The sequence below is a fragment of the Streptomyces malaysiensis subsp. samsunensis genome (assembly GCF_024519315.1).
In the GTDB taxonomy this organism is placed as follows: Bacteria; Actinomycetota; Actinomycetes; order Streptomycetales; family Streptomycetaceae; genus Streptomyces; species Streptomyces malaysiensis.
The window spans coordinates 1-21,227 of record NZ_JANIIC010000013.1 but is presented as its reverse complement, the minus strand read 5'-3'; the positions used below and the strand labels follow the sequence as shown (position 1 = coordinate 21,227).

The following is a 21,227-nucleotide window of genomic DNA, read 5'->3' as shown; positions in this document are numbered from 1 at the left end:
CGGCTCCCTCAATCCCGCCGCGTCATGGGCCTGGGGGCCCGGGCGGGTGGAGCGGCACGGCTTCCGTCGGGTTCGGTGCGGTCGGGCTGATTGACGCGGCGCCGCATCGCGGGGAGATGGTTGGCGAGCAGGGCGATACCGAGCATGTCGACCATGGCGAGGGCCGCCATCGGTAGCCAGGTGGCGAGCGGTCCATGCGCCAGAAGCATGGTCATGAGGGCCGGTGTGACGACATCGCCGACGCTGAAGGCCATCTGGAAGAGCGAGTTGTAGCGGCCGCGACTCGCCGCGGTGGCACGGTCGTTGACGATGGGCGCCACGATCAGGCCCTGGATCAGTTCGCCGACCGTCACCAGGACGACCGCGGCGAGCGCGAGGCAGATGCCGACCGCCGATGGCACATACGCGGAGCACAGCACGGCCATGAACGCGCCGCCGACAATGGCCTGCGACGCCATCAGGCTGCTCGCTCGCCGACGTCCGGTGATGGCGGCGCCGACGGCTGTGGCGCCCACCGCGCCGAGCACGGCGTTGACCGCGAGAACGGTGCCGGGTATCCACGGCGGCAGACGCACCGTCTCGACCAGGAAGACGGGAACAGCGAGGGCGAAGGCGAGCGAGAGCAGGGCGAGCCCGAAGTTGAGCACGACGAATCCGAGGAAGGGCCGGTCCCGAAGTGTGCTCGCCCAGCCGCTCACATCGGCGCGTTGTGTGGTGTTGCCGTGCTCCGGGACGGATACGGCGTGATCGCCGCCCGAGGAGCCGAGCCGTGTCAGGACCGCCGCGACGGCGAACGACACGGCGTTGACGGCGACGATCGCGGTGTATCCGTTCGTCCCGCCGATCGCGACGGCGAGGCTCGCGCCCAGAGCGCCGACCCCGAGCCCCGCATTGCGCAACGTGGTGATCAGGGCGAACCAGGACTCCTGGTGCTTCCCCTCGGCGACATCGTGCACCAGGGGCGGATAGGCCACCCAGAACGCGGAGTTGCCGAGCTGTACGACCACCGCGGCGATGAGCAGATGACCGAAGGAACCCACCAACAGGTAGTTGAAGAACCCGACCGCCTGGGTCAGGTTCGAGACGACCACCGTGCGACGGGCGCCGAACCGATCACAGAACATTCCCGCGCCCGCGGTCGCCGGAATGCGTATCAACGCCGCGATGGACAGGGCCAGTCCGACCCTGCCGAGGCTCAGATCGGTCGTCGCGGTGAAATAGAGGATGGAGAACGGCAGGAAGAGGCCGGTGCCCAGGGCGTCGATGGCGAGTGCGGAGAACAGCCGCCGGTGGCCACGAGCATCGGGGAGCCATGCGCGCACAGTGGCACCCTCTCGGGACGTTCCGGCCACACCATGATTCGCGTGACACTACTCCGAGAGGCGCGAGACCGGCAACGAAACAGCCAAGTCCTCGTCTTTCCCCGCCACTCCGCCACACCGATGCCTGAGGGCGTGCGGCGGCGGACCGAGAACGTCAGGTGCCGATCGCCTGCGGATAGCTGAAGAAGTTGGTGGGGTCGTACTTCTGATTCACTCGGACCAGCCGGTCGTAGTTCGCAGCGTAATACGCCCGCCGCCAGTCCTTCAGGGTCGGATCCGGGAAATTCTGATACGACTGCGGGGGAGGCGTACCACCGAAAATGGCGAAGTAGAACTCACGGAGCCAGTCGAGATTCGCCGTGGCGACGCTCGGCGGATCGTAGTCCGCCCAGGAGGTCTCGGCGGCGAGGACGAACACTCCGTTCCGGTGCACGAACGCCGTCGCGTCCGGCGGCACTTGGTTGATCTCGCCACCGAGGGCGAACATGGCGAACCCGGCTCCGTCCTCGTTGTCGCTGCCGGGCCACTCCAGCAGTTGTTCGGCGGCGGCGGCCACCTGCTCATCGGTCAGCAGCCTCCGGGCCGTCAGTACCGCCGACTTGGCGCCGAACTGCTGCACCGGTGTGGTGGCGCTCAGCAGCACACTCGCCTCCCCCGGAGTGACCTCGCGGACGGACGCCTTGTTGCGGGCCCGCTCCTCGGCCGTACCGATGGCGAGCAGCGGAGCCAGGATGTCGCGCAGCTCATCGAGGTGGCCGTAGAACTGGCCGATGGCATTGACACCCGCGTTGGCGCGGATCTCGTCCCTGGTGAACCCATGGGTCCCCATGCCGACACGGAGATGGAACCGCTTGTCGTCCAGCGTGTTCACGGCGATCCGCTGCGCGGCGGCCATCACCGGCAGTGCCGAGTCCAGGCTCCAGCGCAACTCGTAGACACCCACATCGCCCTGGAACCGCTCGTACTGGAACGTAAAGGAGGTGTTGACACCGAAGTTGTTCCCCGCCCCGCCGCGGCAGCCCCAGAACAGATCGGGGTGCGCGTCCTCACTGGCCTCCACCACACCGCCGTCGGCGAGTACCACGGTCGTCGAGACCAGCCGGTCGCAGGTCAGGCCGAACATCTTGTCGCTGAAGCCGATACCGCCACCGAGCACCAGCCCGGCCACCCCGACCGTGGGGCAGCGGCCGGTCGGCACGAACATGCCGCGGTCCTCCAGCATCGGGTGCAGATCGCCGTTGGTGACCCCCGCCCCCACGGTCACGGTCCCCGCGTCGTGGACGACCCTCATCCGCCCGTACGTCCGGGTCCGGGAGCGGGCACCCGGAAGCGGGGTGGAGTCGATGCCATTCATACGGGCCATGTTGAGCAGCAGACCGGTGGTGGCGGAGTACCCGGCGTAGTTGTGGCCCAGCCCGGAGCGAGGCACGGCGGGCAGCCCCACCGAGCGGGCCCAGCGGACCGACGTACGGACATCCCCGGCGGTGCCACACGCCACGATTCCGGCGGGGCGGATCCCGGCGTACCGATGGTTGAACGGCAGCGCCAGCGGCGGATAGCCGGAGTCTCCCGGCCGGTACAGCGTGGAACGCGGCGACAGCGCCCGGACCAGCAGCTCCCAGTCCCGCTGACTGACTCGCTCCGCCGTCCCGGAGGATGGCGCGGCAGCGGCGGGCGGCGACTGCGAGCCCACCACCTCCGCTCCCAAAACCCCCACCGTGCCTGCCCGCAGTACATTCCGCCTGTTGATCAACGTGGCTGCCCTCACACGAGACGCTCCGGAGGCGCGATCGCCTCCCCGCGCCAAGTCAATCGACCCATGCTCGGCACGGCTGCGAAACGAGATCCGTCCACGGGCCCCGCAACCCGAAAGGATGCCGACCTACCGCTGAATGCCCCAGCCCGGTACGGCGCACAGGACCGCGCCCGACCGCGGGGAGGGGTCCCACGGGTGGCGGGTAGAACGGGCCGGTGCCGGAAGTCCCCGGGCAGGAGCGCCGGCTGATACGCCGCTTCCCTGCCTCGCCCGGACCGACATATCGGTGTGCGGTTCGGGGCCCGACGAAAGGTCGTGATGATGCCTGCCGCGCCCAATACGTCCGCGCGCCGCGAGCCCGAAGGGTTCCAGGGGTTCCCCGATGACCGGGAGGCGGGCAGGCTCCGCCACGAGTACCGGCGGAAGGTGGCTCCGCCCTTCGCCGACCGGCGGCGGCTGTCGGCCACGTCGTCCATGATCCTGCTGCGTGTGCCGGGTACCGGGCTCGAGTACCGGGAGCGGGTCCGCCGGGTGATCGACGCGCTGGAGCGCCCGCTCACCGACGGCGGGAAGCTGGTGCCCTACGGCGTCCTGTCCACGGAGTCGGTCACGGCGGCGACGCCGCTCATCGCCATGGCGGCGCGTGAGGACCTCGCGTACAACCTGCCACGCCATATGACTCCCGACCGTTTCCCGCACTCCGCGCTGGTGCGGGACGTGATCCTGAGGGCGCTGCGGGATCCCCTCGCCGCCTCCGATGCCGATGTCCTGCGCAGGGCCGCCTATGCGGGCCGGGTGGCGCGCGGTGGCCTTCCCTGCTGGCTGCACAAGGTCAGCGGTACGGCCGCGGCGGGTGACGGAGCGGTCGGCGGGGCGATCGGCTTCGTCCTGAGCGCCGTGTGGCAGCCGCTCACGGACTCCCTACCGCGCTGGTGGTGGACGCGGCGGATGACCCATCAGCTGATTCGGCCGGCGTGGCTGTCGTTACGGCGCGGGGCGCGCTGGCTCGGCGCGGAACTGGACGAGGCGCGGGGCAGCGCGGATCTGTTCGAGATCCTGGCGACCGTGCTCGACGCGCAGCGCGCCGGGCTCGCCCTGGACGCCGGTCACCCCAGCCACCGAGCCGCGCTGCAAGCCCTCGAACTGCTCCTGGTCCAGGCCCTGTTGGCGGACCTCGCCGTGCCACCGGTGGGCCGTCTGCTGCCCCGGCGCCGGCGCCGGACCGCCGCTCCGGTGCTGCTCGTGCGTATCCCGGAGGACACGCGTCGGGCGGAGGCGGTCGAGCGGTTCCTGAGCTCGTGCCACGCCGCCGGTCGTACGGCCGCCTCACACCTTCCGGTGCTGATCGTGGTCGGACGGCCCTCGGACACGCTGCTGTCGGCGCTCGGCAACCCGGTGGCCGGCACCCTCGGACAGGCCGCGGACGCGCTGCGCGCCGGTGATGGGCAGCCGGTGCTGGTGCCGCTGGACGAGGAGCCCTTCGGGCGGCCGGGGCAGGACATCGCACGGGTGGACCCGAGGCGGTTCAAGCTCCCATGGTGGGCCGTGCACATCACGGCCTGGGGCGTCGTGGCCGCGCTCGTCCTGACCCCGCTGGCCTTCCCCCTCGGACCCGGGCGCGAGTCCTGCGTCGGAGGGGATGACACCGTCGCGGCGGCCCGGACCGAGCCGGTGCGGGTGCGGCCCGCGGAGTGGTACGAGGCGGCGGTCGGCGAAATCACCCGCCAGAACGCGCGGGCCGAGCAGTACGCCGCGCAGGGCAGAACCGTCCGCACCGTGGTGTGGTTCAGCTCGGAGAAACCGGTCGACGAGACGGACACGCTCTACGACGGCACCATCCCCGAACTGCGCGGTGTCGCCCTGTGGCAGCGCAAGCTGAACGACGACGCGGGCTCCGACGAGGCGCTGGTGCCGCTGAGGGTGGAGATCCGCACGACCGGCAAGGCGTTCCACGACGCCGAGCGGTCCGCCAGGAAGCTGGTGGCCGAGGTGCGGGGCGGCAAGCGGACGGGGGAGCGGCAGATCGTCGGTGTGCTCGGGTTCGAGCAGAGCAGGAAGGAGACCGCGGCCGCGCTGGGGGTGCTGGGCAAGGCCCGGATCCCCGCCGTGGGGACCACCGCGACCGCCGACGAGATGATCCACAACGGCGACTACCGGACCTATTGGCCCTTCACCCCGCTCAACAAGACCGAGGCCGGCATCGAAGCGGACTTCGCCAGGACCTTCCCCATCCTGCCGCGGCCGGGCCCGGCGGGCGGCTGCGCGCCCGCCGATCACGCCATCGTCATCCAGACCCCGGCTGACCTCTACAGCCGAGGTCTCGCCGGACGGTTCAGGGACAGCTTCGAAGGCGAGATCGATGTACTGGACTACGCGCAGGATGCAGACTTCTCCGGCGCGGGCGCCGACGATCTCAGGTTCGACAGTGCGGAGAACCTCGCGGACGAGGTGTGCAGACGGCTGCGCGAGTCTCCCGACTCCCTCGTGTACTGGAGCGCGCGGGCCCGTGAGTTCACCGCGTTCATCAACGCCATGGACCACAAGGGGACCTGTGGCGACCGTGATGTCACCGTGCTGGGCGGCAACGACCTGACCAACGTGGCGCAGACCGGCGCCTTCAACGACAAACACTGGCTGCGCCTGTACTTCTCCGGCCACCGCCTGCCGGACACGGACCCCCGGGCCGGCACCAAGACCAGGGACTTCGCGGACGCCTACGACCGGTTCGTGCGCACCACCACCAGGGGCACCGACCCATGGCGACAGGACGGCCACGCCGCCGTCGCGTACGACGCCCTGCACGTACTCTCCCTGGCCACCGATCTGGCCTACCGGGACGAACACGCCACACCGGGCGCCGTACTCACCGCGCTCGGCAGCGACAGCATCCGTTTCGACGGGGCGACCGGCTATGTCTCCTACCACCAGGGCGTCAACCAGCCGCCCGCCGACAAGACACTGGTGCTGTTACGCCAGACCGCCGGGGGACCCGTCGCCGTGGTCGCCTGCGGCGCCTACCGCCAGGGGCGGACCTACGCGGCACACGGCGAGCCCTGCACCGCGTAGGACGATCCGGCAACGCCCCCACGAGCCAACCGAGCGCGCGTGAGGCACCCAGGCCCCCCGGGGGCCGTTACTTCTCGTCTACTTCTCGTCCGCTTCGGTGGCCGGGCGGGGGCCGCCGAAGCCGTGGGCGGAGAGGTCGAACCAGTTGCCCTCCGGGTCCATGGCCCGGTACTCGGCGAAGGGGCGGTTGGTGAAGCGCTCGGCGGGTTCGTCGGCGCCGGAGGCGACCAGGGCGGCGGATATCTCGGATGTGTCGGCGACGTGGAATCCGAAGTGGTTCATGCCCAAGGGGGTGTCGCCGTTGAGCTGGTGCTTGATCAGGGCGAGGCTGAGGTATCCGTCGGAGAGGGTCGCGGTCGGCGGTCTTATACCGCCACCACTGCGTTGGTCCGTATCCGCAGCGGCAGTTCGGTGCACGGCTGGTGGGAGCTCTCGGACGGCGGCGGCGCCCAGGCGGCGAGGGCGTGATACATGACATCGCCACGGCGTTCGAGGTAGCAGATGAGATTGACGGGCCAGCCGGTGTTCCCGAAGATGTGCTGATCCATCGGCGTGGGGCGCTCGCTGGGGATGAGTTTCCGCTCCTCCAGCGGGCCTATGCGATGCCAGTCGGGGTGCATGTGCACGGATCCCAGGATTTCCAGACCATCGGCCTCGGCCTCGCGCGAGGCCCTCAGCAGGTCATGGGAGTCGATCCACCAGCCACGTGTCTCGTTCTCGTATGCCGGGCCGAAGAGTGGCACGATCGACTCGGTGAACTCACGGCGCGCGGCCGGGTCGGTGGTACGGGCATTGCGGCCGAACGCGACGAGCTCGACGGTCAATGTCGCCTGGTCCGCCGTACCGACGAGGAGGGCGAAACACGGCACCGGTGATTCGGGGGTGATGCGCTGATACTCACCGACGGCCACCTCGAGAAAATCATCGAGCGCCTGGTCCTCTACCAGGACCGTACAACATTCACCTAAATGCGACGCGCGCATGCCAAACCACCTCTCGATGTGGATGTCGAATGCGGTGGGGGAGCGGAGCCGTCGTACTGTATCCCGGCATTCTTGAACTCTCAAACGGCATCGCTTCCTTCACTCCCGCCTTCGTCTCCGCCATCGTCTCCGCCTTCGGGGGCCTGGTCCTGGCGGGTGCCGACTGCCGCGCGTTCGCGGTCAAAGTGGCAGGGAGCTCGCGCCGATCCAGCGCCGGATCGCGGCGTCGAGCCGCTCGTGGGCATCGTGGACGTGGTGGGCGGACAGCGCGGCATCCTGCGTGGTGGCGGTGGCCCATACGACGATGCCGTCCGGGCGCACGAGCAGGCTCGGCAGCGACGTGTCCGGGGCAGGATCCGCCACGTAGGTGATCCTGCTCTTCAACTCGCCCGCTGCCGTGGCGAATTGGCCGTCCGGCGAACGGTCGACCAGTATGAAGCGCCCGTCGTGCGCGTGGTCGGCGAGTCGGTTTCCGGAGGCGAGCTCGACGTCCCCGGCTATCGAACCGACCGGCGCCACGGCCTCGTCGGCCACGTCGTAGTGCTGCGTGATCCCGGAAGTCAGGGCGACGACGCGGTTCATCGCCCCCGGCACGGTGAGCAGCTCACCGCCGACGATTTTCCGCAGCCGCGCCGTGTGCTCGTCGCCGCGCAGGAGCGCGACCTGGGCCCGCGTCCAGTCGAGGACCCACGCCGCGATCGGGTGACGTTCGGTCTCGTATGTGTCGAGCAGTCCTGCCGGGGCCCACCCGTTGACGGTGGCGGCGAGCTTCCAGCCGAGGTTCACCGCGTCGCCGAGGCCGAGGTTCAGACCCTGGCCGCTGAACGGCGCGTGCACGTGGGCGGCGTCGCCCGCGAGCAGCACCCGGCCGTGGCGGTAGGTCCGCGCCTGCCGGGCGTGGTCGGACCATCGGGTCGCACGGCCTTGAAGTCCCTTGAGGGTCACCTCGGTTCCGGTGACGTTCCGCACGACGCGCTCCAGTTCCGCGATCGTGACGGGAGCGTTCCGGTCCTCGGGCTGCGATCCGAATCGCGCGACGAGAATGCGTCCCGGGATCGGCCCGTAGGCGTAGACGCCACGAGGTGTCCACGTCCACCCGCGGTTCAGCTCGCTCGGGTCGTCGAAGTCGGCGATCGCCTGGTACCCCACCATCTGGGGATCGGTTCCGATGAATTCGACGCCGAGCTGTTTGCGGATCACACTGCGGCCCCCGTCGGCCGCGACCACCCACCCGGCGGTCAGTTCACCCGCGCTGGTCTCCACCACGACGTCGGCGTCGTCCATGAGCCCCTCGCCCGTGCCGCGCACCCCGCGCACCCCGCGCACCCCGCGCACCCCGCGCACCCCGCGCACCCCGCGCACCCCGCGCACCCCGCGCACCTCGACGCCGCGGCGGATCTCGACGCCGAGTCGGTCGCAGTGCTCCCCGAGCAGCAGCTCGAGATCGTGCTGTGGCACCACGACGCCGCCCGCCACCGCGGTGTGCGCGGCGAGCACCGGGTCGCTCTGATCGACCAGCTCGCCGCGGAACAGCATTCCCGCGAAGTGCCCGGCGACCGGGAACCGGCGGGGCGTCCGCTCCCGCCGGTCCGGCTGTTCGCGCACCGGCCGGTGGCCCGTCCCTCCGGCGAAGGCGCCGACCGACGCCATCAGGCGGCGCTGGGCCCGCTCCGCGGCCGGCAGCAGACCGCGCCGGTCGAGGATCTCGGCGCTGGCGACATTGATCGAACCGGCCTTGATGGTCGGATCGGGTTCCTCCAACCGCTCCAGCACCGTCACCCGCACTCCCTGGAGCGCCAGCTCGCCGGCGAGGAAGAGGCCGGTGGGACCGGCTCCGACGACGATCACATCAGTGTGCCGCATGGCAAGCACCCAACCTTTACTCGGTAAACTTACCGAGTAAGCTAACTCAGCAAAGATAGCCTTGTCACATGCCGAATCGAGGGGACCGTGGCGGAGCGCAGACCCGGGCGCGCATCGCCGCGATCGCAACCGAGTTGTTCCTGGAGCGCGGGTTCGAGGACGTGACCATCGCCGAGGTCGCCGCGGCCGCCGGTGTGTCCAAGGTGACGGTCTTCGCGCACTTCGACCGCAAGGAGGACCTGCTGCTCGATCGCCTTCCCGACGTCCGCGACGTTGTGCGCACCGCGATCCACGAGCGCGCGGATGACGTCGGCGCCGTCGAGGCCATCCGCCGGGCGGTGCTCGCACTCGCCGCGCAGCGGCATCCGCTGTCCGGGCTGAGCGAGGGAGCCGAGCCGTTCCTGCGCACTCTGATCGCGTCTCCCGCGCTGACCTCACGGCTCCGCGGTTTCGAGTACGAGATCGAAAAGGAGCTGGCCGCGGACCTCGACGCCGACTCCCGGTTCCGTGGCGACAGCGCGTTGACCGCGGCGCTGCTCGTCGCCGCGTACCGTACGGTCGCCGTCGAAATGGTGCGACGGCGACTCGCCGGAGACGATCTCGCCGAGATCGCCGCGGCGCATCAGGCCCGCTTGGAGCGCGCGTTCGAGGTGCTGGCCACCGGTCTGCCCAACGGTGGGTGACGGTCCGGTCCACGTACACCCACGCCCGCCCGTGCCGTTCACCGCCGTTCCGGGAGAGATATGACCAGCACCGCGCCCGCCACCCCGACGGCCGCCATACCCGACCCCGACCAGGCGCGGCGCCGCGTTCTGCGGGTGCTGGTCGCCTCCCAGGTCCTCAGCGGCGCGGGGCTCGCCGCCGGTGTCACCGTCGGTGCGCTCCTCGCGCAGGAGATGCTCGGCTCCACCGGCCTCGCCGGGCTGCCCAGCGCCCTGTTCGTGTACGGCGCGGGCAGCGCCACCAACCTTCAGGCCCGCTACGCCGGTGCCGATCTCGCGCGTCCCAACCACCGGCCCGAGCCGTCTCCACCGTCCTGGTGGCCACCACCCTCGGTGGCGTCGCGGGTCCCAACCTCGCCGCCCCCACCCGCGGTTTCGCCGAGCGGCTCGGCATCCCTCACCTGGCCGGACCGTTCATCCTCTCCGGTCTCGCCTATGGACTGGCACGCCCTCGCCCTCACCGGCGGCATTCTCTCCCTCGCGCTCCTGCCCGCCGTCGTCGCGACCGCCTACCGCCGATGAGCCTCATGAACCACCCGCTGGGCCTCACCCTCCCGGGGTGAAGCACTCCCGGGTTCCGCCACCTCCCGGTTCGAAGCACACCCGTAGCTTTGTGCGGTCCGTGCCGTCGACCATGGGTGTGAAGACGTACTCCTGTGTGTCGTAGGTGTCGGTGACCTCGGCCCGTCGCCACTCGCCGCCGGACGACACCTCGATGACGTCTCCGATGTGCGAATGCCACATCCGCGCCCATGCGGCGGCGCATGCCGCGCTGTACCTGAACTCCAGCCGTGCGCCCGTCGAGGTGCGCAGCGGCGGACCGAGCGCTCGGACCCGGGAGGGCATGCCGCAGCCCATCAGCCCCGGATCCTTGCCGACACAGCCCTGCCCACGGCAGCCGGGGGGTGGTGGCGCGGTGGACGGGACGCGCGCCGTGGAGCCGTTGGAACCCGTGTTCGGCAGGACTGCCACCCACACCGCTGCCGCGACCGCGACCACACAGACGGCCGCGGCGACGACGGCCCATCCGCGCGGCCCGGCCCATCCGCGCAAGCGGGAGTGCCCGCGCCGCGCTTGACCCGGCTCGGCCGAACGCACCGACCGGCCGTCGCCCGGTCCGTCGTCGCCCAGTCCGCCGTCGTCCGGTCGCGCCACCGCTGGTGCGGCCACGGGGTCCGGCGCGCTGCCCGCTCGGCCGCTCCACTCCCCGTCGGCCAGCTCCCACAGCGCCATCAGACGTCCGGGCGGCTCACCGGCCATCGCGCACAGCACTTCGACGGCTTGGCGCGGGGCCAGTTGCTTGCCGTTGAGATAGCGCTCCCAGGAGGACTTGCTGTACGCGGTGCGCTCGGCCAGTGCCGCCATGCTCAGCCCCGTACGCGCCCTGAGCTCGCGCAGCCCCGCGGCCAGCCGGTTGCAGGACGGAGCGGCGGCGGTTGGTGGTGCGGCGTCCTTCATCCGCGCAGCACCTGCCAGGTATGCGGGCCGACGATGCCATCGGTAGGCAGCCCCGCCTTCTTCTGTAGCCGCTTGACGGCCCGCGTGGTGTTCTCCCCGTAGACGCCGTCGGCGCCACCCGGGTCGAACCCCAGGTGCCGCAGGAGGCACTGGGCCTCCACGACCTCCCATCCCGGCTGGGAGAGGATGGCGGTGCGGGTGGTGCTGTAGCCCGCGTACGCCCGTCCGTTCTCCCGCTTGACGGGGCAGGGGTAGGTCTTCCCCGGCCGGTAGGCGAAGGTGCCATGGGAGGACCCGGCCGCGCCGTGCCGCGTCTCGGCCGCGCCCTTCCCACCACCCCCTCCGTCCTTCCAGGGCGCCGCGATCAGCAGTCCGACGAGCAGCGCGCCGAGGGCCACGGCCGCGCAGATGCCGATCAGCACGCTCCTCGACCTCGGCGCGCTCGCTGTCGAGGGCTCGCCGCCCGGCGCGGACTCGCCCGGCGTGGATCCGCCCGGCGCGGACTCGCTCAGCGCGGGCACGTCCGCCGCCGCGTCTCTCTCCCGCCACGCGGCCTCGGCCACCTCGTGGAGCACCAGGAGGCGTGTCGGCTCGACGCCGCCCACCCGCGCCAGCTCCTCCACCGCCTGCCGGGGCGGCAGCGCCTTCCCGTTGAGATAGCGCTCCCAGGAGGAGCGGCTGTAGCCGGTCTTGGACTCCAGCGACGACAGACCGAGCCCGCTGCGGTCCTTCAACCGGCGTAACTGCACGACCAGCTGCCGAACCCGATCATCGAGCGAATCCGGTAATGGCCTCCAACGCGACATGTTCCACCCCATACGCATTGAGTCCCGAGGCCCGAATTATCCGCCTCCCGCGCGTTCTGGTACGCCGCTTTACGGCCCCTTGGCTCTCCGTGACCGGCCTCGCGGCACCCTCTCGCTCAGCCGACCGCCGCCGGTCCGGCCCGCCGCGTCCCGGTAGGGCGTCCCCGGGGGTGACGTCCGCGCAGCTCAGCGCGTGGGACGTCCCGCGAACTCCTCAATGTGCCGCGGGTTCTGGCGGCTGACCGGGGCGGGCCCGCAGTCTCGGTATCGCAAGTCGGGCGGCGCGGTCCACCCCGCGCCGCCCTCACCACAACGGGGAAGGAACCAACCATGAACGCTCGTCAGCGCATGGCCCTGGTGGCCGCGGCCGCCGTTCTGGGCGGCGGCGTCGCTGCCGCCGCCCCTGCCTCCGCCTCCGTGCAGAGCGGCTGGACGGCCAAGGGCTACGCCTCCGACGTCGCCGGCGCCCACGCCTCGGGGAAGGTCTACACGCGGGGAGATGGCCGGGTGCAGCTCACCGGCACCCTGAAGGACACCAAGACGGACGGCAAGTACGCGATCCTCCAGATCTCCGCGAAGTACGCCGACGGCGGCAGCCGGTACGAGTACGACGTGACCGGGAGCTCCAAGTCGATCGGCTCGGCGGGCGGATACAACTTCGCCTCGTCCGTCCGCAGCATCAAGGTTCAGGAGTGCATCGGCCACTCGGGGGGCTCGGGCCACTGGTACCTCGACAAGTGCGGCTCCGGCTGGCACGAGATCTGGTGAACCGGGCCCGAGTCCGCTGAGCCGGGGCTGAGCGGGACGCGACACCACGGGCAGCGGCCCGTCCTCCGAGGGGGAGAGGACGGGCCGCTGCCCCGCGTTCCCATGCGAATGCCCCGCGCTCCCGTGCGAAGGGCGCGATCAGAGGAAGCTGACGCCCTGGGCGAGGGGGAGTCCGGTGGAGTAGTTGATGGTGTTGGTGGCCGAGCGCATATACGACTTCCAGGCGTCGGAGCCCGACTCCCGGCCGCCGCCGGTGTCCTTCTCGCCGCCGAAGGCACCGCCGATTTCGGCTCCCGAGGTGCCGATGTTGACGTTGGCGATACCGCAGTCGGAGCCCGCGGCGGACAGGAAGACCTCGGCTTCCCGCTGGTCGCGGGTGAAGATGCTGGACGACAGGCCCTGGGGCACGTCGTTGTGCAGCGCGATCGCCTCGTCGAGGGTGTCGTAGGCGAGGACGTACAGGATCGGCGCGAAGGTCTCCTCCCGTACGACGTCGGTCTGTTCGCCGACGTGGACGAGGACCGGTTCGGTGTAGGCCGCCGCGGGCGCGGCCTCGGCAAGACGCCGGTTTCCACCGGCCAGGATCTTGCCGCCCTGCGCCCGTACGCGGGCGAGCGCGCCGTGCATGGTGTCGAGGGCCGTGGTGGAGATGAGCGGGCCGACCAGTGTGGTGTCGTCGAACGGATTGCCGATGGGGAGCCTCTCGTAGGCGGCGGTGAGCCGCTCGATGAGGGTGTCGGCGATATCGCGGTGGACGATCAGGCGGCGCAGCGTCGTACAGCGCTGGCCCGCGGTGCCGGCAGCGGCGAAGACGATGCCCTGAACGGCGAGGTCCAGATCGGCGGACGGGGTGACGATCGCCGCGTTGTTCCCGCCGAGTTCCAGCAGGCTGCGGCCGAAGCGGGCCGCGACGCGGGGGCCGACCTCGCGGCCCATGCGGGTGGAGCCGGTCGCGCTGACGAGGGCGATACGCCGGTCGTCGACGAGCCGCTCACCGACCGCGCGGTCGCCGAGCAGGAGACGGTGCACATCGCGGGGCGCGCCGACCTCCTCGGCGGCCCGGGCGAGCAGATGGTCGCAGGCCAGGGAGATCAGTGGGGTGAGTTCGGACGGCTTCCAGATCACGGTGTCGCCGCAGACGAGGGCGACGGCGGTGTTCCACGACCACACGGCGGCGGGGAAGTTGAAGGCGGAGATCACCGCGACCACGCCGAGGGGGTGCCAGGTCTCGGCCAGCCGGTGGCCGGGGCGTTCGGAGGCGATCGTGCGGCCGTACAGCTGCCGGGACAGGCCCACCGCGAAGTGGCAGATGTCGATCATCTCCTGGATCTCGCCGAGCGCCTCGGAGCGGATCTTGCCCGCTTCGATGGTGACGAGGTCGGCCAGATCGCCCTTGTGCTCGCGCAGCAGCTCACCGAGGCGGCGCACGAGTTCACCGCGGCGCGGCGCGGGCGTGGTGCGCCAGATGACGAAGGCCGCACATGAGGCCGCGACGGCGTCTTCGGTGTCGGCTTCGGTGGCGGCCGTCAGCCCGAAGAGGTGCTCGCCGGTGAGGGGCGTACGGGCGGGGAAGCCGCCGCCCTCGGCCACGTCGACGCCGATGTTCCCGAGGGCGGCGCGGGCGCGGGCGCGCAGGTCGTCCGTCGTGGGCAGTGCGGTGCTGGTCATGGCGGTCCTCCGGAGTGAGGGGGCGATGGGTCAGCTGAGGGCGCCGGTGAGGCCCAGCTCCCGGGCGACAGGTGCGAGGGACTCGTTCTGCTGCCGTTCGTAGAGGGCGAAGGGGTCCAGGACGTCGCGGCCGATGGCGCCGGAGAGCCAGTCGGCGTCGTAGGCGGTGCCCTGCTGGTCGTGGTGGCGGGTGCCCTGGCCGCTGAGGTTGGACTGGAAGATGCCGGCGGCGGAACGGGGCAGGAAGTCCTCGTAGACGATGGGCTCGGCGCGCACCCAGCCCTGCCGCAGCAGTTCGCCCACCCCGGCGGGAGGCCGGCTGCCGTCGCGGGGCCGGTCCGGGCGGAGGTGGTAGGTGAAGTGGGCCAGGCCCTTGGCGGCGAGTGCGTGTTCGCTGCCGGGCATGTGGCGCTCCCACACCGCGCGCGCGATCTCACCGCGGGGTTGCGAGGGGTTCTCGGCCGTCCGCTCGTCGATGTGGCCGAGGAGTTCGTCGTAGAGGGCGCGGCCCTCGCGGGTGAGGGCGATGCCACGCGCTTCGACCTCACCGAACCGGACCCTCAGGGCGCCGCTGATGACGCTGCCGTCCGGGGTGCGCATCGCACGGGATTCGGCCAGGGCCCGGAAGGAGGTCTGGCGCAGCAGGACGTCGGGGCCCTGCCAGGCCGGTGGGCCCTGGATGGTGTCGATCATCTCTATACCGCGGTCGGTCATGCGCCGGTACAGCTCGTCGATGTCGAGGACGCGCGGGGTGAGGTGGTTGATATGGGTGCTGCGCACCCCGCCGATGTCCGCGGCGACGGCGGAGATCCGCTCCAGCGTTTCGTACCACGCCTTGTCGACCGGCTCCGCGGACAGTTCGAACGCCCGCACGGCGAGGTGCAGGAACCGCTCGGCCTCCTGCTGGGGCAGCTCCCGCTCGGCGGTGGCACGGTCGGCCAGCGTGAGCAGCTCGGGCGGAAAGAGCTCGCGGTCCGCGAGGAAGGCTTCCAGGCGCGAGCGCAGGTCGGCGTCGAAGAAGCGGGGGTCTGCCGGGGTGAGGAGGGAGGTGAACACCCGGAAGGGGTTGCGCGCCAGCTCCTCGCGGTCGACCGGGCGGAAGGCGGTGGAGATCACGGGGACAGCGCTGGCCGCGGCCTCCCGCAGATCGTAGAAGCCGACCGGGTGCATACCGAGGGCGGCGAAGACGCGGGCGACGTGGCGCAGTTCGCGCGGGGTGCCGACGCGGATGGCCCCGTGGCGCTCGGCGGTCACTCGGCTGATGGACCCGAGGCGTTCGGCGGAGGCTCCCCGTGCGCGCAGGACGTCCTCGTTGACCTCGCGTGAGACGTCCACGAGCGTGGTGTAGGCGGGCACCTCCCGTCCGTACATCTCCGACAGCCGCGCCGCGAAGGCGGCCCTCAGCTCCCACTGACTGATCCTTGACATGGTTGGGCCTTTCGATCGGGATCCACGGTTCACACCACATGGGCTTCGGGGCGGATCTCGGCGCCCCGGTGGAACCGGTCGGCGCTGAGCGGGGAGACATCGGTGAACGGCTCGCGCTCCAGGTACAGATCGCGTACGACCTCCCCGACCGCGGGCGCCTGGAGGAAGCCATGACCGGAGAACCCGGCGGCGTACAGGAAGTTGGGCAGCTCACCGGAGCGGCCGATCAGCGCGTTGTGGTCCGGTGTGACCTCGTACAGGCCCGCCCAGCCACCGGCGGTCTCCATATCGGCCAGGGCCGGGGCGCGGTGGCGGGCGACGGTGCGGAACAGCTCCAGCCACTCCGGGGTCCAGGTGGTGTCGAAGCCCTCCGCCTGGCCGGGGTCGGCCAGCCCGAGCAGCAGCCCGTCGTCGCTGTTGTGGAAGTAGGCGGTCGAGGAGAAGTCGATGGTGAACGGGATGCGCGGGGCGGGCGGCGCGAGCGGCGCGGTGAACGCCAATTGCCGCTTCACCGGCCGGACCGGGAGGTGGACGCCGGCCATGTCGCCGATCCGCGCCGACCAGGCCCCCGCCGCGCAGATCACGGCGGAGCACGCGATGCGCCCGTGGCTGGTGTGCACACCGACGACACGGTCCCCGGCCGTGTCCATGCCGCGGACCGCGGTACGGGTGGCGATGGTGACCCCCGCCCGGGCCGCGGCCGCCGCGTACCCCTGGACCACCAGCCCGGGGCGGGCGTGCCCGTCGGCCGGGGAGTACGCGGCGGCCACGAGACCGTCGGTGCTGAGATAGGGGCACAGCCGCTGCGCGTGTTCGGGGCCGATCATGCGGCTCGGCACGTCCAGGCTGTTCTGGAGCCCGACACCGGCCGCGAAGTCGCTCGCCTGCCGTTCGCTGTCGAGCAGGAAGAGATAGCCGACGGTGTCGAGCCGGATGTCGGCGCCGGGCCGGTGCGGGAACTCCTCGAAGGCACGCAGACTGCGGCTGCCCAGCTCGATGTTGAGCGGATCGGAGAACTGGGCGCGTACGCCGCCGATCGGCTTGCCCGAACTGCCGCGGCCGAGGTCGCCGCGCTCGACGACGACGATGTTCGTCACCCCGGCCTCGGCGAGGTGGAAGGCGATGCTCGCACCCATCACACCGCCGCCGATGATCACGACATCGGCCGAGGCCGGAACGGTGGGGAAGGCGGAGGAGGACAACAGACCACTCCCTTCCAGGGGTCGCCCCACCGGACGAAGACGGGTCCGTTTCCGGGGGCGGCGGGGCTGTCAGGACAGAGCGATGCCGATCAGCTATCTCCGCGTCATCGTGCAGCAAACCGACCGTTGACGTCCATCAAGGCTTCATGCTCCTGATCTTTTAGGATTCCTATATGGACTGGACGAGTGCACAGCTGCGCTCACTGGTGGAACTGACCAGACGCGGCACCATCACCGCGGTCGCGGACGCCCTGGGATACACCCCCGGTGGGGTCTCACAGCAGATCACCGCGCTGGAGAAGGCCACCGGCATGCGACTGCTGAGGCGGGTGGGACGCCGCGTGGAACTCACCGACGCCGGGGCGACACTGGCCCTGCACGCCGAGCGCATCCTCACCACGGAGGCCGAGGCCGTGGAAGCGCTGGAGCGCACCCGGAACGAGATCTCCGGCACGCTGCGGGTCGGGCTCTTCGCCACGGCCGCCGCCGAGATCCTGCCCCCGGCCCTGCGCCAGGTGCGCGAGAGGCATCCGGGCGTGACCGTGCGCAGCCGGGACATGGACGTGGACGAGGTGTACGACGCGGTCGCCGGTGGCACGGTGGACCTGGCACTGGGCCTGGACTACCCGGACGTGCCCATCCCGAGGGATCCGTCCCTGCGGGTGATGGAGCTGTCCAGGGAACGCTTCTCGCTCGCGGTCCCCACCGGAGCGATGCCCGGTCGGGCCGATACATCCCGCACATCCGGCACGTCTGATACGTCCGGCCGGGCCGGCCCGCGGAAGGTCTCGCTCGCCGACACCAGGGAACTGGGCTGGATCCTGCCGTCGGTCCGCAGCTACTACGGCCGCGCCGTCCTCACCGCCTGCCGTCGGGCCGGTTTCGAACCGCAGGTCGCGCATGAAGTGACGGACACGGCAGCCACCCTGGCCCTGGTCGAGGCAGGCGTCGGGGTCAGCGTGGTGACGGATCTGATGCTCCGGCTGCGCCCCTCCCGCCTCGATGTCCTGGAACTGCGCGAGACGATGGAGCGCCACATCGTGGTGGTGTTCCGCTCCTTCGCCGAACACCGGCCGACCGTGGCCGCCCTGGTCGACGTCCTGCGAACCTCCACGGGCAGGCGACCGCCCAGGCGCGAACACCACGGTACGGACAAGCTCGCCACCCGTTGAGAGGGCCAGATTTCTTCGGTCTCAGGAGCGCAAGTTGTCGCGCTGCTGAGGCTTTCGGGCGCGGTACGCCCTGGGTGATGGTTTCAGGCCAGCGGTGACCGACACCACGCCGGCGGCCCGTTGTGCCGCCGCTCGCCTGCCCCAGGGAGCCAGCGATGTCCCCACATCAGACCCCCCAACCCGGGCTTCCCGACCTTCTGGGAAGAGGACCCCGAGGATCTTCAGCCTGATTCTTGCGAGGAACTCCGGGCGTTCACGCCGGGGAGGAATGGCATCTCTCGCCTACGGCTACCGGCGCACCCGACGGCCAAGAGCCTCGATGTCGCCGCCCTTATGCACGGCGGCGCCCCCAACCCCGTCACCGTCTCCACGCTCGCCGAGGCCGAGGCGTTCGCCGACGGCGGCTACACCGACATCACCTACGCCGTCGGCATCGCCCCGCATAAACTCCCGCGTGTGATCGCCCTGTTGGGCCGAGGTGTCACCCTCCGCGTCCTGCTGGACAGCGCCGAGCAGGCGGCTTTCGTGGCGGAAGCCTCCCACCGGGCCGGTGTCAGCGTTCCCGCCCAGATCGAGATCGACTGCGACGGCCACCGCGGCGGTCTCAAGACCGACGCCCCCGCACTCGTCGACATCGGTCGCACCCTCCACGAGGCCGGATGCCTGGACGGTGTGCTGACGCACGCGGGCGAGTCCTATTTCGCCCACTCCGTGGAGGAGCGGCGGCTGGCGGCGGAGAACGAACGCGACACCGCCGTCGCCGCCGCCGAGAAGCTGCGTGCCGCGGGTCTGCCCGTGGCGACCGTCAGCGTCGGTTCGACGCCCACCGCGCACGCCGCCGAGGACCTCACCGGTGTCACCGAACTGCGCGCCGGCAACTACGTCTTCTTCGACCTGGTCATGGCCGGTCTCGGGGTGTGCCGGGTCGACGACCTCGCGCTGTCGGTCGTCGTCACCGTCATCGGACATCGCCCCGAGTACGGCTGGATCGTCACCGACGGCGGCTGGATGGCGATGTCCCGCGACCGCGGTACGGCGGCCCAGCCCCAGGACCAGGGATACGGCCTGGTCACCGACCTGGCGGGAGATCTGATCCCCGGCCTGGTCATGAGCGCCGCGAGCCAGGAGCACGGTACCCTCACCGCCCGCGACGGCGCCGTCCTGCCCGACCTGCCCGTCGGCACCCGTCTGCGCGTCCTGCCCAACCACGCCTGCGCCACCGCCGCACAGCACCGCGGCTACCACGTCATCGACAGCAGCCGGACGGCGACGGACGCACCCGCCGTCCACGCCGTCTGGAACCGCGTCAGCGGCTGGTGACCGGCCGGGACAGGGCTCCGCCATACCCGCCGGATCAGCGCCTGGACGTACTCATCGCGTCGGCGGTACCCACGAGCCGCCGCCCCCGATACCGGCGGTCGTGGCGTAAGGTCGCGGCCCGGACGTCGTGTGACGGGTCAGCGGCCGGCGAGGTCGGGGGAGCGGTGGCGGACGGGGCTGACCGACTCCAGTGCCGCGCCCAGACGCAGGACGGTCGTCTCGTCGAACCAGCGGGAGATGAGCTGGACGCCGATCGGCAGGTTGTCGCTGCTCGCCCCGAACGGCAGCGACAGCGCGGGCAGACCGGTGAGGTTGAACGGCACGGTGGCGCGCATGATGCCGCGCGCCGGTACCGTCTTGTCCCCGACAGGGAACGTCGGCCGCGCATGGGGCTGGGCCGGTACGGGGCATACCGGGCACAGCAGCGCGTCATAGCGCTCGAAGTACTCGGCGAACAGCGAACTGAGCTCCTCGACCCGTTGTTGCGCGGCGATGTAGTCGTCCAGCGCCACTTCCGGAGCGGTGAGCGTGCGCTGGATGACGGTGTGCAACTCGGACTCGCGGCCGGCGGCCGCATGCCGGAAGTACGGCACCGTCTCCGCGGTGAACAGGGTGGCGCTCAGCTCGGTCCCGTCGATCGTCTCCAGCGTTTCCAGGGGAGCCGGTTCGACGGTGCAGCCGATGTCGCGCAGTGCGTCGGCCGCGGCCGAGACCGTGGCCGCCACTTCAGCGTCCACCGGACCGAATCCGGGCTCGATCAGCCGGCCGACACGCAGCCCGGCCATCTCCTTCGGGGGGTCGGTGTGGGGTGGTGCGTGCCGCACCTCACCATCCGCGCCATCGGGTCCGGAAAGAACGCGCAACGTGGTCGCGATGTCCCGCACACTGCGCGCCATCGGACCGACATGCCAGTAACGACGGGGAACTTCGGGCCAGTGTCCGGTAATCGGGATTCTGCCCCGGGTCGCCTTCAGGGCGACGATCCCCGTGTCATGCGCCGGGCCCCGCACCGAGATGGCGACATCGCTGCCCAGCCCCAGCGGTGACATCCCGGCGGCGATCGCGGCCGACTCACCGCCGCTGGAACCGCCGGGTGTTCGCTCGTCATCCCAGGGGTTGTCGCACCGGCCGACGAGCAGGTTGTCGGTTTCGGTCCAGTAGGAGAACTCGGGCAGGTTCGTCTTGGCCAGCGGAATGGCACCGGCCGCCCGAAGCCGCGCCACCGCGGTCGCGTCCGCCGTCGCGACATGATCGCGGAACAGTGTGGAGCCACGTGTGGTCACGACGCCCGCGACATCCAGCGCGTCCTTGACTGTGAAGGGCACACCGTGCAGAGGCCCGAGCGGGGCACCGGCCGCGACCGACTCATCAGCGGCGCGTGCCGCGGCGAGCGCCTGCTCGGCGAGCACCGTCACCATCGCGTTGAGCCGTGGGTCGACCTCGTCGATCCGGTCCAGATGCGCCCGCACCACCTCGACCGACGACATCTGCCGTGTCCGGATCAGCTCGGCCAGCTCGGTCGCGTCCCGGTAGAAGGACCTGTCCACCTTCATCCGCCCTCCGTATGCCGCTTGAAGATGACCTTAGTGGCGAGGGGCCGCGGTGCCACTCAGGCGGCGGACGCCGAGAGATGGCGAGTCGGCCCCGGGGGGGGGCACGGTGGCACCCCCCGAGGCCAGCCCGTGTCGGGCCC

At 71.0% G+C, this 21,227-nt stretch carries 15 protein-coding genes and 2 pseudogenes; 6 read left to right on the top strand and 11 right to left on the bottom strand.

The window, feature by feature from the left end; translation table 11 throughout:
* Nucleotides 1-8 precede the first annotated feature (8 nt).
* Both NQU54_RS13690 and NQU54_RS13685 read right to left on the bottom strand, forming a co-directional pair.
* Nucleotides 9-1,322 (bottom strand): MFS transporter, encoded by a 1,314-nt coding sequence (locus NQU54_RS13690; RefSeq protein WP_257631312.1) that lies wholly within the window; start codon nt 1,320-1,322, stop codon nt 9-11.
* 154 nt (nt 1,323-1,476) lie between these two features.
* On the bottom strand, nt 1,477-3,018 hold the full coding sequence (locus NQU54_RS13685; protein WP_257631311.1) for an FAD-binding oxidoreductase: 1,542 nt from the start codon (nt 3,016-3,018) through the stop codon (nt 1,477-1,479).
* A 381-nt stretch (nt 3,019-3,399) separates the two neighbouring features.
* On the opposite strand from NQU54_RS13685, the gene NQU54_RS13680 reads away from it, so the two are divergent.
* Nucleotides 3,400-6,144: a type 1 periplasmic-binding domain-containing protein gene (locus NQU54_RS13680; RefSeq protein ID WP_257631310.1), complete on the top strand. Its 2,745-nt coding sequence runs from the start codon at nt 3,400-3,402 to the stop codon at nt 6,142-6,144.
* Nucleotides 6,145-6,222: 78 nt separating this feature from the next.
* On the opposite strand, the gene NQU54_RS13675 is transcribed toward NQU54_RS13680, so the two are convergent.
* The 3 genes from NQU54_RS13675 to NQU54_RS13665 form a co-directional block, all read right to left on the bottom strand.
* Nucleotides 6,223-6,426, bottom strand: a complete 204-nt coding sequence (locus NQU54_RS13675; protein ID WP_257631309.1) for a hypothetical protein — start codon at nt 6,424-6,426, stop codon at nt 6,223-6,225.
* An 83-nt stretch (nt 6,427-6,509) separates the two neighbouring features.
* A complete protein-coding gene (locus tag NQU54_RS13670) occupies nt 6,510-7,127 on the bottom strand; it encodes an MPN domain-containing protein (RefSeq protein WP_257631308.1) in 618 nt (205 codons plus the stop codon).
* A gap of 180 nt (nt 7,128-7,307) precedes the next feature.
* On the bottom strand, nt 7,308-8,990 hold the full coding sequence (locus tag NQU54_RS13665) for an FAD-dependent monooxygenase (RefSeq protein ID WP_257631307.1): 1,683 nt from the start codon (nt 8,988-8,990) through the stop codon (nt 7,308-7,310).
* A gap of 68 nt (nt 8,991-9,058) precedes the next feature.
* Here NQU54_RS13665 and NQU54_RS13660 point away from each other — a divergent pair, with 68 nt between their 5' ends.
* Both NQU54_RS13660 and NQU54_RS13655 read left to right on the top strand, forming a co-directional pair.
* Entirely contained in the window at nt 9,059-9,673 is a 615-nt protein-coding gene (locus NQU54_RS13660; protein ID WP_257631306.1) for a TetR/AcrR family transcriptional regulator, read from the top strand.
* A 60-nt stretch (nt 9,674-9,733) separates the two neighbouring features.
* Nucleotides 9,734-10,158 (top strand): annotated as a pseudogene (locus NQU54_RS13655) (MFS transporter); the annotation flags it as partial.
* A gap of 100 nt (nt 10,159-10,258) precedes the next feature.
* Here the strand turns inward: NQU54_RS13655 and NQU54_RS13650 are convergent.
* Together NQU54_RS13650 and NQU54_RS13645 are read right to left on the bottom strand one after the other, a co-directional pair.
* The gene (locus tag NQU54_RS13650; RefSeq protein WP_257631305.1) at nt 10,259-11,170 is read right to left on the bottom strand and encodes a helix-turn-helix domain-containing protein; all 912 of its coding nucleotides are present in this window, start codon (nt 11,168-11,170) and stop codon (nt 10,259-10,261) included.
* Nucleotides 11,167-11,976: a peptidoglycan-binding protein gene (locus NQU54_RS13645; protein ID WP_306278689.1), complete on the bottom strand. Its 810-nt coding sequence runs from the start codon at nt 11,974-11,976 to the stop codon at nt 11,167-11,169. Before NQU54_RS13645 ends, NQU54_RS13650 begins: the two co-directional genes overlap by 4 nt.
* Before the next feature lie 330 nt (nt 11,977-12,306).
* Here NQU54_RS13645 and NQU54_RS13640 point away from each other — a divergent pair, with 330 nt between their 5' ends.
* Nucleotides 12,307-12,744 (top strand): hypothetical protein, encoded by a 438-nt coding sequence (locus NQU54_RS13640; RefSeq protein WP_257631303.1) that lies wholly within the window; start codon nt 12,307-12,309, stop codon nt 12,742-12,744.
* Nucleotides 12,745-12,882: 138 nt separating this feature from the next.
* Here NQU54_RS13640 and amaB read toward each other — a convergent pair whose 3' ends face one another.
* The 3 genes from amaB to NQU54_RS13625 are packed head-to-tail and all read right to left on the bottom strand — an operon-like array spanning nt 12,883 to nt 17,042.
* Entirely contained in the window at nt 12,883-14,412 is a 1,530-nt protein-coding gene (gene amaB / locus NQU54_RS13635) for an L-piperidine-6-carboxylate dehydrogenase (protein WP_257631302.1), read from the bottom strand.
* 30 nt (nt 14,413-14,442) lie between these two features.
* Nucleotides 14,443-15,840 carry a 2-oxoadipate dioxygenase/decarboxylase gene (gene hglS / locus NQU54_RS13630; RefSeq protein ID WP_257631301.1) on the bottom strand — a complete coding sequence of 466 codons (1,398 nt, stop codon included), beginning with the start codon at nt 15,838-15,840 and terminating at the stop codon, nt 14,443-14,445.
* 29 nt (nt 15,841-15,869) lie between these two features.
* Nucleotides 15,870-17,042, bottom strand: a complete 1,173-nt coding sequence (locus NQU54_RS13625) for an NAD(P)/FAD-dependent oxidoreductase (protein WP_257631300.1) — start codon at nt 17,040-17,042, stop codon at nt 15,870-15,872.
* Nucleotides 17,043-17,215: 173 nt separating this feature from the next.
* On the opposite strand from NQU54_RS13625, the gene NQU54_RS13620 reads away from it, so the two are divergent.
* The gene (locus NQU54_RS13620) at nt 17,216-18,214 is read left to right on the top strand and encodes a LysR family transcriptional regulator (RefSeq protein WP_257631299.1); all 999 of its coding nucleotides are present in this window, start codon (nt 17,216-17,218) and stop codon (nt 18,212-18,214) included.
* 291 nt (nt 18,215-18,505) lie between these two features.
* Nucleotides 18,506-19,534, top strand: a pseudogene (locus NQU54_RS13615) (alanine racemase); the annotation flags it as partial.
* 137 nt (nt 19,535-19,671) lie between these two features.
* Here NQU54_RS13615 and NQU54_RS13610 read toward each other — a convergent pair.
* The gene (locus NQU54_RS13610) at nt 19,672-21,087 is read right to left on the bottom strand and encodes an amidase (RefSeq protein ID WP_257631298.1); all 1,416 of its coding nucleotides are present in this window, start codon (nt 21,085-21,087) and stop codon (nt 19,672-19,674) included.
* Between the last annotated feature and the right edge of the window lie 140 nt (nt 21,088-21,227).

What these genes read in the sequence shown, in the direction of transcription:
- NQU54_RS13680 (WP_257631310.1), top strand. Translation starts at nt 3,400, where the DNA reads ATGCCTGCCGCGCCCAATACGTCCGCGCGCCGCGAGCCCGAAGGGTTC.
- NQU54_RS13675 (WP_257631309.1), bottom strand. Translation starts at nt 6,426, where the DNA reads ATGAACCACTTCGGATTCCACGTCGCCGACACATCCGAGATATCCGCC.
- NQU54_RS13670 (WP_257631308.1), bottom strand. Translation starts at nt 7,127, where the DNA reads ATGCGCGCGTCGCATTTAGGTGAATGTTGTACGGTCCTGGTAGAGGAC.
- NQU54_RS13665 (WP_257631307.1), bottom strand. Translation starts at nt 8,990, where the DNA reads ATGCGGCACACTGATGTGATCGTCGTCGGAGCCGGTCCCACCGGCCTC.
- NQU54_RS13660 (WP_257631306.1), top strand. Translation starts at nt 9,059, where the DNA reads ATGCCGAATCGAGGGGACCGTGGCGGAGCGCAGACCCGGGCGCGCATC.
- NQU54_RS13650 (WP_257631305.1), bottom strand. Translation starts at nt 11,170, where the DNA reads ATGAAGGACGCCGCACCACCAACCGCCGCCGCTCCGTCCTGCAACCGG.
- NQU54_RS13645 (WP_306278689.1), bottom strand. Translation starts at nt 11,976, where the DNA reads ATGTCGCGTTGGAGGCCATTACCGGATTCGCTCGATGATCGGGTTCGG.
- NQU54_RS13640 (WP_257631303.1), top strand. Translation starts at nt 12,307, where the DNA reads ATGAACGCTCGTCAGCGCATGGCCCTGGTGGCCGCGGCCGCCGTTCTG.
- amaB (WP_257631302.1), bottom strand. Translation starts at nt 14,412, where the DNA reads ATGACCAGCACCGCACTGCCCACGACGGACGACCTGCGCGCCCGCGCC.
- hglS (WP_257631301.1), bottom strand. Translation starts at nt 15,840, where the DNA reads ATGTCAAGGATCAGTCAGTGGGAGCTGAGGGCCGCCTTCGCGGCGCGG.
- NQU54_RS13620 (WP_257631299.1), top strand. Translation starts at nt 17,216, where the DNA reads ATGGACTGGACGAGTGCACAGCTGCGCTCACTGGTGGAACTGACCAGA.
- NQU54_RS13610 (WP_257631298.1), bottom strand. Translation starts at nt 21,087, where the DNA reads ATGAAGGTGGACAGGTCCTTCTACCGGGACGCGACCGAGCTGGCCGAG.